The 12,848-nt window shown below is 67.7% G+C and carries 11 protein-coding genes and 1 tRNA gene; 5 read left to right on the top strand and 7 right to left on the bottom strand.

Annotation, left to right across the window (positions count from 1 at the left end; genetic code table 11):
- Window positions 1-69 precede the first annotated feature (69 nt).
- The 5 genes from cpdR (at window position 70) to hmgA (ending at window position 5,783) form a co-directional block, all read left to right on the top strand.
- Complete coding sequence (gene cpdR, locus H9656_RS09660; protein WP_191744050.1) at window positions 70-426, top strand: cell cycle two-component system response regulator CpdR; 357 nt, start codon at window positions 70-72, stop codon at window positions 424-426.
- Window positions 427-541: 115 nt separating this feature from the next.
- A tRNA-Val gene (locus H9656_RS09665) sits at window positions 542-616 on the top strand.
- Window positions 617-861: 245 nt separating this feature from the next.
- A complete protein-coding gene (locus H9656_RS09670; RefSeq protein WP_191744051.1) occupies window positions 862-2,391 on the top strand; it encodes a S10 family peptidase in 1,530 nt (509 codons plus the stop codon).
- Window positions 2,392-2,542: 151 nt separating this feature from the next.
- The gene (gene lepA / locus H9656_RS09675) at window positions 2,543-4,351 is read left to right on the top strand and encodes a translation elongation factor 4 (protein ID WP_191744052.1); all 1,809 of its coding nucleotides are present in this window, start codon (window positions 2,543-2,545) and stop codon (window positions 4,349-4,351) included.
- A gap of 136 nt (window positions 4,352-4,487) precedes the next feature.
- Complete coding sequence (gene hmgA, locus H9656_RS09680; protein WP_191744053.1) at window positions 4,488-5,783, top strand: homogentisate 1,2-dioxygenase; 1,296 nt, start codon at window positions 4,488-4,490, stop codon at window positions 5,781-5,783.
- An 84-nt stretch (window positions 5,784-5,867) separates the two neighbouring features.
- On the opposite strand, the gene H9656_RS09685 is transcribed toward hmgA, so the two are convergent.
- From H9656_RS09685 to hisF, 7 genes are all read right to left on the bottom strand, one after another.
- The gene (locus tag H9656_RS09685; protein ID WP_191744054.1) at window positions 5,868-6,137 is read right to left on the bottom strand and encodes a hypothetical protein; all 270 of its coding nucleotides are present in this window, start codon (window positions 6,135-6,137) and stop codon (window positions 5,868-5,870) included.
- 72 nt (window positions 6,138-6,209) lie between these two features.
- Entirely contained in the window at window positions 6,210-7,178 is a 969-nt protein-coding gene (glk, locus tag H9656_RS09690) for a glucokinase (RefSeq protein WP_225212426.1), read from the bottom strand.
- 11 nt (window positions 7,179-7,189) lie between these two features.
- Entirely contained in the window at window positions 7,190-9,079 is a 1,890-nt protein-coding gene (gene edd, locus H9656_RS09695) for a phosphogluconate dehydratase (RefSeq protein ID WP_191744056.1), read from the bottom strand.
- Complete coding sequence (pgl, locus tag H9656_RS09700) at window positions 9,079-9,780, bottom strand: 6-phosphogluconolactonase (protein ID WP_191744057.1); 702 nt, start codon at window positions 9,778-9,780, stop codon at window positions 9,079-9,081. Before pgl ends, edd begins: the two co-directional genes overlap by 1 nt.
- Before the next feature lie 172 nt (window positions 9,781-9,952).
- A complete protein-coding gene (zwf, locus tag H9656_RS09705) occupies window positions 9,953-11,407 on the bottom strand; it encodes a glucose-6-phosphate dehydrogenase (protein WP_191744058.1) in 1,455 nt (484 codons plus the stop codon).
- 40 nt (window positions 11,408-11,447) lie between these two features.
- Window positions 11,448-12,074 carry a bifunctional phosphoribosyl-AMP cyclohydrolase/phosphoribosyl-ATP diphosphatase HisIE gene (gene hisIE, locus H9656_RS09710; RefSeq protein ID WP_191744059.1) on the bottom strand — a complete coding sequence of 209 codons (627 nt, stop codon included), beginning with the start codon at window positions 12,072-12,074 and terminating at the stop codon, window positions 11,448-11,450.
- On the bottom strand, window positions 12,071-12,838 hold the full coding sequence (hisF, locus tag H9656_RS09715; RefSeq protein ID WP_191744060.1) for an imidazole glycerol phosphate synthase subunit HisF: 768 nt from the start codon (window positions 12,836-12,838) through the stop codon (window positions 12,071-12,073). The genes hisIE and hisF overlap by 4 nt, the downstream gene beginning before the upstream one ends.
- Window positions 12,839-12,848 lie beyond the last annotated feature (10 nt).

Below are 12,848 nucleotides of genomic sequence, written 5' to 3' on the forward strand. Positions count from 1 at the left end.
TCGTCTTCATCGCCGGTTTACCCGGCCCGCCTAGTCTGGCGGCTGAATTCCAACGGTTTAGACTCGATCATGGCGCGCATTCTTCTGGCCGAAGACGACAACTCCCTTCGCGGCTTCCTGACCCGCGCGCTTGAGCGCGCCGATCATGACGTCGTGGCCTGCGAGAACGGCGATGACGCCATCGACGCCCTGGACCAGGGACCGTACGACCTGCTGCTGACCGACATCGTCATGCCGGGCGCCGACGGCATCGAGGTCGCCCGCGTCGCCGCCGCCCGCCAGCCGGGCCTGCGCATCATGTTCATCACCGGCTTCGCCGCCGTCGCCCTCAGCGCCGCCCAGGCCTCGCCCCAGGCCAAGGTCCTGTCCAAACCCGTCCACCTGCGCGACCTGGTGAACGAGGTCGAGCGCATGATCGCGGCCTAAGCGAAAGAAAAGTCGAAGAAAGGCGTCGAACCCTCTTGCAGCCTGCGCAAACTGCGGGTTATAGACGCCGCCTTCCCGCCCACCGGCCCAACCGCCGAGGGGCCGCAGAACAGGCGGACGCGTAGCTCAGCGGGAGAGCACTACGTTGACATCGTAGGGGTCACAGGTTCAATCCCTGTCGCGTCCACCATTCTTTTCAAGCTCTTATCCGAGATGACGTGGCGCGAGGCCGGCTTGGCTTGCGGCTGACTTGGCCTCTGCCGCTTGAGGCGCGTTTTCTTCGGCAAACGCTCGTCATTCTGTCGATCTGTCCGGGATCGACGCGTTGTCCCTTGGTTTACATTCGGCGCAGTTTGCCACCCAATCCAGGCTTGGGCGACGCTACGGCGCGCCTGGCTCTCAAGGGGAGCCGTGGAGCTTATTGGGGGACTTATGATGAAGAAACTGCTTGTCGCCGCAGTGTCGGCGCTGGCTCTGGCCGGGCCGGTCATGGCTCAGGACGGGGCGTCCGCCGGGGCGCGTTCGGATGCGGCGCGTGAGCGCGGCGAGGCGGCCATTCCGCCGCCGGTCATGTCCGAGACCCGTCACACCGGCGTCTTCGGCGGTCAGCGCATCGCCTACCGCGCCCTCGCCGGCGAGACCTATCTGAAGGACAAGGACGGCAAGCCGCTAGCGGCCATGGTCTCCTACAGCTACATCAAGGAAGGTCCGACGGACCCGAACCGTCCCGTCACCTTCCTGTGGAACGGCGGTCCTGGCTCGGGCTCGCTGTGGCTGCACATGGGCGCCTTCGGGCCCAAGCGCGTGGTCGTGCCGTCGGACGCCAAGGATGACGGCGCCGCGCCGTTCCCGATCATCGACAACGTCGATTCCCTGCTGGACGTCACCGATATCGTCTTCATTGACCCGATCGGCACCGGCTTCAGCCGCGCCCTCGGCAAGACCGATCCGGCCGACTACTGGGGCGTGACCAAGGACGCCAAGTCGATCGCCGAGTTCATCCGTCTGTGGCTGAACCAGCATGGCCGCTGGAACGCGCCGAAATTCATCGGCGGCGAAAGCTACGGGACGACCCGCTCGGCGGCGGTGATCCATGAACTGGAGGGCAGCTACACCGACGTGTCGATCAACGGCATCCTGCTGATCTCCTCGATCCTGGACTTCAGCCTGGCCGCCGATGCGCAAGGCAATGAACTGGGTTTCGTCACCAACCTGCCGTCGATGGCCGCCACCGCCTGGTATCATGACAAGGTCGCGAACAAGCCCGCCACGGTGGAGGAGTTCGTCGCCGAGGCCCGCGCCTTCGCCATCGGCCCCTACGCCTCGGCCCTGCTGAAGGGCAACGATCTGACGGCGCAGGAGCGGGCGGCCATCCTGCCGCAACTGTCGCGCTTCACCGGCGTGTCGCAGACCTATCTGAGCAACGCCAACCTGCGCCTGTCGCCCAGCCGCTTCTACAAGGAGCTGCTGCGGGATCGGGGCCTGACCATCGGCCGCCTGGACACCCGCTACACCGGCGTCGACTACGATAACGCCGGCGATCGTCCGGACAACGACCCCAGCTTCTACGGCATCGACGGCGCCTATACCGCCGCCATGAACGCCTGGTCGCGCGAGGGTCTGAAATATTCGCCGGACGTGGTCTATTCCTCGATCGGCGGCACCCGCAACTGGGACTGGAATCTGCCGACCGCCGGGCGCGGCGGCGCCGAGTATCTGAACGTGGCGCCCTACATCGGCCGCGCCCTGCGCGAGAACAGCGGCCTGCGCGTCTGGGTGGGGCAGGGCTACTACGACTTCGCCACGCCCTTCTTCGGCGCCGAATACTCGCTGAACCGTCCGGGCTTCCCGACCGACGGCCGTATCGAGTGGCACTACTACCACTCGGGTCACATGATGTACGTGCGCGAGGACGACCTGAAGAAGCTGTCCGGCGACATCCGCGGCTTCATCCGCGCGCGGTAAATTCGCGCTGGCCAAGGCTGCAGACGCCGCCCGCTCCTGACGCAGGGGCGGGCGGCGTGTTTTTCGTGGCCGCCCCGAAAGCCTGATCTTCGCGCCCGTGCGCTTCAGCGTCGTGGCGCAAAGCCGCGCGCCGTGCTACGCGCGCCGGACCATGACGACGCCCCCTATCGAACGCATCCGCAACTTCTCGGTGGTCGCCCACATCGACCACGGCAAGTCGACCCTGTCCGACCGTCTGATTCAGTTCACGGGCGGCCTGACCGCGCGCGAAATGTCCGAGCAGGTTCTCGATAACATGGACATCGAGAAGGAGCGCGGCATCACCATCAAGGCGCAGACCGTGCGCCTGAACTACAAGGCCAAGGACGGGCTAGACTACGTCCTGAACCTGATGGACACGCCAGGGCACGTCGACTTCGCCTATGAGGTGTCGCGTTCGCTGGCCGCCTGTGAAGGCTCGATCCTGGTGGTGGACGCCTCTCAAGGGGTCGAGGCCCAGACCCTGGCCAACGTCTATCAGGCCATCGACAACAATCATGAGATCGTCCCGGTCCTGAACAAGATCGACCTCCCCGCCGCCGAGCCGGAGCGGGTCAAGGCCCAGATCGAGGACGTCATCGGTCTGGACGCCTCGGACGCCATCGAATGCTCGGCCAAGTCGGGTCTGGGCATCGAGGACGTGCTGGAAGGCATCGTCGCGCGCCTGCCGGCGCCCAAGGGCGACATCAACGCCCCGCTGAAGGCCATGCTGGTCGACGCCTGGTACGACCCCTACCTGGGCGTGGTGCTGCTGGTGCGGGTGTTCGACGGCGTGCTGAAGGCCGGGATGCGCGTCAAGATGATGCAGACCGGCTCGACCCATCTGGTCGACCGCGTCGGCGTCTTCCTGCCCAAGAACACCCCGGTCGAGCAGCTTGGCCCCGGCGAGGTCGGCTTCATCACCGCCCAGATCAAGGAAGTCGCCCACGCCGCCGTCGGCGACACCATCACCGACGAGAAGAAGCCCACGGCCGAACCGCTGAAGGGCTTTAAGGAAGTCCAGTCGGTGGTCTTCTGCGGCCTGTTCCCGGTCGACGCCGCCGACTTCGAGGACCTGCGCGCCGCCATCGGCAAGCTGCGCCTGAACGACGCCAGCTTCACCTATGAGATGGAGAGCTCGGCCGCCCTGGGCTTCGGCTTCCGCTGCGGCTTCCTGGGCCTGCTGCACCTGGAGATCATCCAGGAGCGCCTGAGTCGCGAGTTCAACCTGGATCTGATCGCGACGGCGCCTTCGGTCGTCTACAAGATCGGCCTGCGCGACGGGACCGAGATCGACCTGCACAACCCGGCCGACCTGCCGGACGTCATGCAGATCGAGACGATCAGCGAGCCGTGGATCAAGGCCACCATCCTGACCCCCGACGAATACCTCGGCGGGGTGATCAAGCTGTGCCAGGATCGGCGCGGCAGCCAGATCGAACTGTCCTACGTCGGGTCCCGCGCCCTGGTGGTCTATGAGTTGCCGCTGAACGAGGTGGTGTTCGACTTCTACGACCGGCTGAAGTCGATCTCGAAGGGCTACGCCTCGTTCGACTATGAGATCACCGACTACAAGGTCGGCGACCTGGTGAAGATGTCGATCCTGGTCAACGCCGAGCCGGTGGACGCCCTGTCGATGCTGGTCCACCGCGCCCGCGCCGAGACGCGCGGCCGCGGCATGGTCGAGAAGATGAAGGAGCTGATCCCTCCGCACATGTTCACCATCCCGATCCAGGCGGCCATCGGCGGCAAGATCATCGCCCGCGAGACGGTGCGCGCCCTGCGCAAGGACGTGACGAGCAAGTGCTACGGCGGCGACGCCACCCGTAAGAAGAAGCTGCTGGAGAAGCAGAAGGCGGGCAAGAAGCGCATGCGCCAGTTCGGCAAGGTCGAGATCCCGCAGGAAGCCTTCATCGCCGCGCTCAAGATGGACGAGGACTGACGGCCGAGCCCGCCCGTCTTCATCCCTGTTCGCACACGGATGATGCCGGGCCGGGTTTGATCCAAGGCAAAGTCATCCCCCTCGGGGTGACGCTGCGATGCGGATCGCTTACATCTCTCGCCAAGGGAGAAACGATATGACGCGATCCAACGCGCCCGCCTATCAGAGCGGCTTCGCCAACCACTTCGCCACCGAGGCGGTGGACGGCGCCCTGCCGGTCGGCCGCAACTCGCCGCAGCGCCCGGCGCTGGGCCTCTATGCCGAACAGCTGTCGGGCACCGCCTTCACCGCCCCGCGCGACCACAATCTGCGCAGCTGGCTGTATCGCCTGCGGCCCTCGGCCCAGCACGGGCCGTATCAGCCGTTCGCGCAGGGCCGGGTGCGGTCCGGCCCCTTCACCGAGACGCCGCCCAATCCCAACCGGATGCGCTGGGACCCGCTGCCCATGCCGGACCAGCCGACCGACTGGGTCGAGGGGCTGACCACCTACGGCGGCAACGGCGACGCCGATTCCGGGACGGGGGTTGGAATTCACCTCTATGTCGCCAACCGCTCGATGGTCGACCGCGTCTTCTATTCGGCCGACGGCGAGTTGCTGATCGTGCCGCAGCAGGGGACGCAGCGTTTCGTCACCGAGATGGGCGTGATCGAGGCGGCGCCGGGCCACATCGTCGTCATCCCGCGCGGCGTCCGCTTCCGCGTCGAGGTGGACGGTGAGGCGCGGGGCTATGTCTGCGAAAACTACGGCTCGCCCTTCCGCCTGCCGGACCTCGGCCCCATCGGCTCCAACGGCCTGGCCAATCCGCGCGATTTCGAGACGCCCGTCGCCTGGTTCGAGGACGTGGATCGTCCGACTGAGTGCGTGCAGAAATACGGCGGCCAGCTGTGGGCCACGACGTTCGACCACAGCCCGCTGGACGTGGTCGCCTGGCACGGCAATTACGCCCCCTGCCGCTATGACACGGCGCGGTTCAACACCATCGGCACGGTCAGCTTTGACCATCCGGATCCGTCGATCTTCACCGTCCTGACCTCGCCCAGCGACACGCCCGGCACGGCCAACTGCGACTTCGTCATCTTCCCGCCGCGCTGGATGGTGGCCGAGGACACCTTCCGTCCGCCGTGGTTCCACCGCAACGTCATGAGCGAGTTCATGGGGCTGATCTTCGGCGAATACGACGCCAAGGCCGGCGGCTTCGCGCCCGGCGGCGCCAGCCTGCACAATCGCATGAGCGGCCACGGTCCCGATCAGGCCAGTTGGGACGGGGCGACCAAGGCTGAGCTGAAGCCGCACAAGATCGAGAACACACTGGCCTTCATGTTCGAGACCCGGATGCCGATCCGCACCACCCAGTGGGCTGAACAGACTCCGCTGATGCAGCTCGATTACGACGACTGCTGGACCGGGTTTCAGAAAGGCGCGGCCGGTTGAGGCCTGGCGGTCCTGCCTGAACTTTAGGCGCGAAAAAGCCCCCATCGCCAGCGCGGTGGGGGCTTGATCATTCTGGACCGTCTTTTAGTGCGACGGGGCCGGCGGATTGGTGCTCGGCGAGGTGTTCGGCGTATTCTCGGTGGTCATGCCGCCGTCGGCGTTGCCCGCTTGTTGCTCGATGCGGTCGGCCTCGGCGTTCAGGGCGCGCTCTTCGGCTTCATTCGGCGTGGCGGCGGCCTGAGCTTCCAGGGCGTCGGCCTTCTGTTCCGCAGCCCGGTCGGCGGCGCTTTCGCCACAGGCGGCCAGGCCGGCGAAGGCGGCGATGGAGACGGCGGTCAGAACGAGTTTACGCATGGTGTTCCTCCAAAGGTTGAGGCCGGAGTAACGCCTCGTCCTCACATTCGGTTCACGCTCCTGTGATGTTTTTCATCGGGCCGGAGACAGGGCCACGCGCGCGGCCCCTAGCAAGGCGGCGTGTTCGTGCAGGATCACCTTCGTTGGGATGGCGGCCATATAGTCCTGGAACCGCCCCTTGCGCTCGAACCGGCGACGGAACGGGCTGGCCTGAATGAAGGGCAGGATGCGCGGGACAATGCCCCCGGCGATATAGACCCCGCCGCGCGCCCCAGTGGTCAGGGCGATGTCCCCCGCCACGGCGCCCAGCATGGCGCAGAAGCGGGCCAGGGTGGCGCCGCATGGGCTGTTCGGATCGTCCAGCGCCTCGGCCGTGATCTGGGCGGGGTCGTCGATATGGGTCTCGCGGCCGTCGATCTCGGCCAGGGCGCGATGCAGGTTCAGCAGACCGGGCCCGCAGATCAGCCGCTCGATCGACACCCGTTCATAGCGGCGACGCAGGATGCGCAGCACCTCGTCCTCGACCTCGTCGCCGGGGGCGAAACAGGCGTGCCCGCCTTCACTGGCCAGGGCGGTCTCGCGCCCCTGTGCGTCGCGCGCCAGGGCCGATACGCCAAAGCCCGTCCCGGGCCCAACCACGGCGAGGGTCGCGTGCGGATCGCCTTCGTCCGGCCCGCCCAGGGGCGCCAGCTGATCCGGCGGCACGACCGGCGCGCCCCAGGCCTGGGCCTCGAAATCGTTGATCAGCCGCACCGGATCGAGGCCCAGCGTCCGCAGCTCCTGCTCCGACACCCGCCAGGGCGAGTTGGTCATGTCGATGGCGCCGTGCGTGACCGGCCCCGCCACGGCGATCACCCCGCCGCTGGGCCGAACCGCGCACCCGTCCAGATAGGCGGCCACCCCCTCCAGAAAGGTCGGATAGGTCCGGGCGGGAAAGCTGTCGAAATGCTCCAGCAGCGTGCGGCCTTCGACGGTGCGGGCCAGGGCGAAGCGGGCGTTAGTGCCGCCGACGTCGCCGACCAGAAGCGGGGCCGAAGTCATGTTTTCCTGCGTCATGCGTCGACCGCGCGATCGACCAGGTTCGGATCGGGCGGGCCGTCGTCGTGGCCGTCGGCGCCGATGGGGGCGGTGAAACAGACGCTGGCGCCTTCCTCGGCCGTCGACACCGCCTGGCGGAAGGCGCCGAACAGCTCGCGTCCATAACCCCAGGACGAACCCTCGGCGTGAGCGCGTGAGCGCGTCGCCGCCGGACGCACCGCCAGGTCTCCGACGCCGACCGTAGTCAGCACCCCCGCCTCGGGGTCCAGCCGGATCAGGTCGCCGTCGCGCACATGGGCCAGCGGCCCGCCCGCCAGCGCCTCGGGGCTGACGTGGATGGCGGCGGGCGTCTTGCCGCTGGCGCCCGACATGCGGCCGTCGGTGACGAAGGCGACCTTGAAGCCCTTGTCCTGCAGCACGCCCAGCGCCGGAGACAGGCTGTGCAGTTCCGGCATCCCATTGGCGCGCGGCCCCTGAAAGCGCAGCACCACCACCACGTCGCGGTCCAGCTTGCCATCCTTGAACGCCTGCAGCGCGTCCTCCTGCGTCTCGAACACGGCGGCGGGGGCCTCGACGATGCGGTTCTCAGGCTTGACCGCCGAGATCTTGATCACCGCCCGGCCGAGGTCGCCCTGCACCAGCCGCAGCCCCCCCTCGCGGTCGAACGGGTCTGAAGCGGGGCGCAGGATGGTCAGGTCCAGACTTTCCTTCACCGTGTCACGCCAGACCAGTTCGCCGTCCTCCAGCCGGGGCTCCTTGAAATAGGCCTCCAGCCCCTGGCCCATGATGGTCGTCACATCGGGATGCAGGTTTCCCGCCTCGACCAGTTCGCGGGTGACGAAGGCGACCCCCCCCGCTGCCTGAAAGGCGTTCACATCGGCCGACCCGTTCGGATAGACCCGCGCCAGCAGAGGCGTGACCGAGGACAGTTGATCCATGTCGGTCCAGTCGATCAGCACCCCCGCCGCCCGCGCCATAGCCACCAGATGGATGGCGTGATTGGTCGATCCGCCGGTGGCCAGCAGGGCGACAATCATGTTGACGATGGTCTTTTCCGACACCACGTCGGCCATGCGACCTTTGCCTTCGCGCGCCAGTTCGATCGCCCGCTGGGCCGCCGCCGCCGTCAGGGCGTCGCGCAGGCCGGTGTCCGGGTGAACGAAGGCCGTCGAGGGCATATGCAGCCCTGCGATCTCCATCATCATCTGATTGGAGTTGGCCGTGCCGTAGAAGGTGCAGGTGCCGGGTGAATGATAAGAGGCGATCTCGCTCTTCAGCAGTTCAGCGCGGTCGATCAGCCCTTGGGCGTATTCCGCCCGGACGCGGGCCTTTTCGGCGTTGGGGATGCCGCTGGGCATCGGCCCGGCCGGGGCGAAGACGACGGGCAGATGGCCGAACGCCAGCGCCCCCATGAACAGCCCCGGCACGATCTTGTCGCACACCCCCAGCATCAGGGCGGCGTCGAAGGCGTCGTGGGTCAGCGCCACCCCCGTCGACATGGCGATGACGTCGCGACTGAACAGGCTCAGCTCCATGCCGGGGCGCCCCTGGGTGACGCCGTCGCACATGGCCGGGGTGCCGCCCGCCACCTGGGCCGTGGCGCCCGCCTCGCGCGCGGCCTGTCGGATGATCTCGGGGAAGCGCTCGAACGGATGATGCGCCGACAGCATGTCATTATAGGCGGTGACGACGCCGAGGTTCGGCTGGGCGCCGGTCATGGCCGTCAGCTTGTCGGCCACGGTCTGCCCAGCGAAGGCGTGCGCCCAGTTGGCGCAGGACAGCTTGGCCCGTCCCGGCCCTGAGGTGGAGGCCGCGTCCATGCGGCGCAGATAGTCGGCGCGGGTCTGTCGGCTGCGTGCGACGATGCGGGCGGTGACCTCGGCCACCACAGGATTGAGCGCCATCACTCGGCCTCCGTCCAGAGCACTTCAAGGGGAGCGTTCGCCGCGATCAGGGCGGCGATGGGGGTGACGGCCGGATCGCCCGCCGCCTCGCGCTCGAACACGGCGCGCTTCTTGGCCCCGGTCAGGGCCAGCACCACGCATCGAGCCCTGGCCAGCCAGGGCAGGTTGAGCGTCAGCCGCTCCTGCGGCGGCGCCGCGCCATCGCGCCCGGCCGGCACGCCATAGACGGCCGGCTTCAGTCCCGGCGTCAGCAGGGTGGTCAGCGTCGGACTGCCGGGGAACATCGAACAGATATGCCCGTCGTCGCCCATGCCCAGCAGGACGGCGTCCAGGGCTCTACCCTCGGCGGCCAGAGCCTGAGAGGCGAGGGCGGCCGCCCGATCCACCGTCACGGCGGGGCTATAGAGCGGGACGAACCGGGTGCCCGCGGCCGGGCCGGTCAGCAGGGCGCGCTTCAGCAGGGCTGCGTTCGACTCCGGCGACGTCTCCGGCACGTATCGCTCGTCCACCAGCGTCGCCGTGACGCTGGCCCAGTCGAGATCAGCCTGCGCCAACCGGGCATAGATGGGCGAGGGCGTCGATCCGCCCGATCCGGCGAACAGGGCGCGCCCGTCGGCGGCCAGCGCCTCCGCCAGCGCCGCGGCCAGCCGATCCGCGGCGGCCTCGGCCCATGCCTCGCGGGTGGGAAAGTTCTCGATCATGTCGACACGCTCCTTCTCCCCTCGGGGGAGAAGGTGGGCCGCAGCGCGGCTCGGATGAGGGGGAGGTTAACCCCACCCTCCGCCGTCTTGCGTGATGACACCGCCCCCTCATCCGTCCTGCTTCGCAGGCCACCTTCTCCCTCGAGGGGAGAAGGAAGAGCGTTGGCGTTTCTCATCTCGCGTTCCACTTCCTGCCCGTGCGCGACAGCAGCAGGTCCGCCGCCTCCGGCCCCCAGCTCCCCGCCGCATACTCCAGCGGCCGACACTCGCGGCACGACCAGGCGTCCGCCACCTCATCCACCCATTTCCACGCCTGCTCGGCCTCGTCGCGCCGCACGAACAGGGTGGAGTCGCCATGCAGGGCGTCCAGCAGCAGCCGCTCATAGGCGATGCGTCGGCGCGGAGCCGCGCCGTCCTTCCCGTCTTGCCCCCACGACAGGCTCATCTGGATCGGCTGAAGCTGCATCCGCTGCTCCAGCCCCGGCTTCTTGTTCATCACCGACAGGGAGATGTCCTCGTCCGGCTGAAGCTCGATCACCAGCCGGTTGTCATAGATGTCGCCCCGCTCGCCATGGCCGAAGATGGAGTGGGGCACCGGCTTGAACTGGATGACGATCTCGGTGCGCTTTTCGGCCAGCCGCTTGCCGGTCCGCATGAAGAAGGGCACGCCCGCCCAGCGCCAGTTGTCGATATCGGCGCGCAAGGCGACGAAGGTCTCGGTATCCGACGGCTGGCCGCGCTCGGCTTCATAGCTTTCGACCGCTCTGCTCTCGACTTCTCCGCTCGAATACTGGCCGCGCACGGTCACGCGCTCGGCGTCCTCGGCCATGATGGGGCGTAGCGAGCGCAGCACCTTCACCTTCTCATTGCGCACCGAGTCGGGGTCCAGGTCGCTGGGCGGCTCCATCGCCACCAGACACAAAAGCTGCAGCATATGGTTCTGCACCATGTCGCGCAGGGCGCCGTATTCGTCGTAATAGGGCCAGCGGTCGCCGACGCCGACCGTCTCTCCGACTGTGATCTGCACGTGGTCGATGGTCAGATTGTTCCACAGCGGCTCGAAGATGGCGTTGCCGAAGCGCAGGGCGATCAGGTTCTGCACCGTCTCCTTGCCCAGGTAGTGGTCGATGCGGAACACCTGCCGCTCGTCAAAGGCGTGGGCCACGGCGTCGTCGATTTCGCGGAAGCTCTCCAGATCGCGCCCGACCGGCTTTTCCAGCACGATGCGGTCGTCGGGCCCGGCCAGACCGGCCGTTTTCATCGCCGTAACGATGCGGCCGTACAGCGACGGCGACACCGCCAGAAAGGCCGTGACCGCGCCCTCGCCAGCGCGCGCCTTCAGCGGCTTCAGGCTGTCGGCGTCGGTAGCGTCTACCGCCATGTATTCCAGCCGCTCAGTCAATCGCCGCCAGCTGTCTTCGCCCCAGGCGTTGTCGGCCTCGGCGCGGGGCTGCACCGACTCGCGCACCTTCTCCAGATAGGCCTCGGTCGTCTCTTCGCTGCGGGCGGCGGCGATGATCTTCAGCCCGTCCGGCAGCAGGCCGTCGTGATCGAGGAAATACAGCGACGGCAGCAGCATCCGCTTGGCGAGGTCGCCCCCGCCTCCGAACAGTATCAGCGTCGCCATTCAGGTCTCCTTCGTCGAGGCCGACCCGCACAGCGGGGCGTCAGCCTTGATCTTCAGCCGGTTCCGCCCGCCGGGCCAGAACGTCCAGCACGTCCTGGAACACCATGTCACGCGCGTGCAGAAGCACCAGCAGGTGATAGATCAAATCCGCCGCCTCGCTGGCGAGTTCCGCATTATCTCCCGCCGCGCCGGCCAGAGCCGTCTCGACGCCCTCTTCGCCGACCTTCTGGGCAGCCCGTTTGGGACCTTGTGCGATCAGCCGCGCCGTCCAGCTGTCGTTGGGATCGGCCTGGGCGCGGACATGGATGGTGCGCTCCAGCCGTCCGATGCGGCCCAGCCCCGGCGCATCGTCCTCGCCGAAGCAGCTGATGCGGTTCAGGTGGCAGGCGTTGCCGACCGGGCGCACCTTCACCACCACGGCGTCGCCGTCGCAGTCGGGCGTCACCGAGACGACGTTGAGGAAATCGCCCGACGTCTCGCCCTTCCTCCACCGCCCGCCGCGCGAGCGCGAGAAGAAGGTCGCCTGGCCGCTGTCCAGCGTCTCGCGTAGCGCCGCCTCGTCCATATAGGCCAGCGTCAGCACCTGAAGCGTGTCGGCGTCCTGCACCACGGCCGGGATCAGACCATTTCCTTTGGCGAAGTCGATCTGGGTGATGTCGAGGGTCATATCCTTACCTCCACCCCGGCCTGATCGAGGTAACGCTTGAGATCGGGAATCGCGATCGCGCCCGAGTGAAACACGCTGGCCGCCAGCGCGCCCGAAACATCCGCCTCCACGAACACGTCCCTGAAATGCTCCACCGCGCCCGCCCCGCCGGACGCCACCAGCGGGATGGTCAATCGCCGCCTGGCCTCGGCCAGTTGAGCTACGTCATACCCTTTGCGCACCCCGTCCTGATCGATGCAGTTCAGCACGATCTCGCCCGCGCCCAGCCCTTGCGCCTCGACGATCCAGTCCATCGTCAGCCGCCCGGCGCCGCGCCGCGCATTCGGGTCGCCGGTGTATTGATGCACCCGCCATTCGCCGTCCTGAAAGGCGCTGTCGACGCCGACGACGACGCACTGGCGCCCCAGCCGCGCAGCCATCTCGCCGATCAGTTCGGGCCGCTCCAGCGCAGGGGAGTTGATCGACACCTTGTCCGCCCCGTGGTCGAGGCAGCGCGCCGCCTGCTCGACGGTGCGGATGCCGCCCGCCACGCAGAAGGGAATGTCCAGCAGCCGGGCGATGGCCTGCACCCAGCCGTAATCCAGCGTCCGCCCCTCGGGGCTGGCGGTGATGTCGTAGAAGACCAATTCGTCGGCGCCTTGATCGCGATAGCGCGCGGCCAGTTCGGCGGCGTCGCCCATGTCGACGTGGCCCTCGAACCGCACGCCCTTGACCACGCGGCCGTCCTTGACGTCGAGGCAGGGGATGATGCGCCGGGCGGTCATCGGACCGCCC

The sequence above is a fragment of the Brevundimonas guildfordensis genome, assembly GCF_014836405.1.
Lineage (GTDB): Bacteria > Pseudomonadota > Alphaproteobacteria > Caulobacterales > Caulobacteraceae > Brevundimonas > Brevundimonas guildfordensis.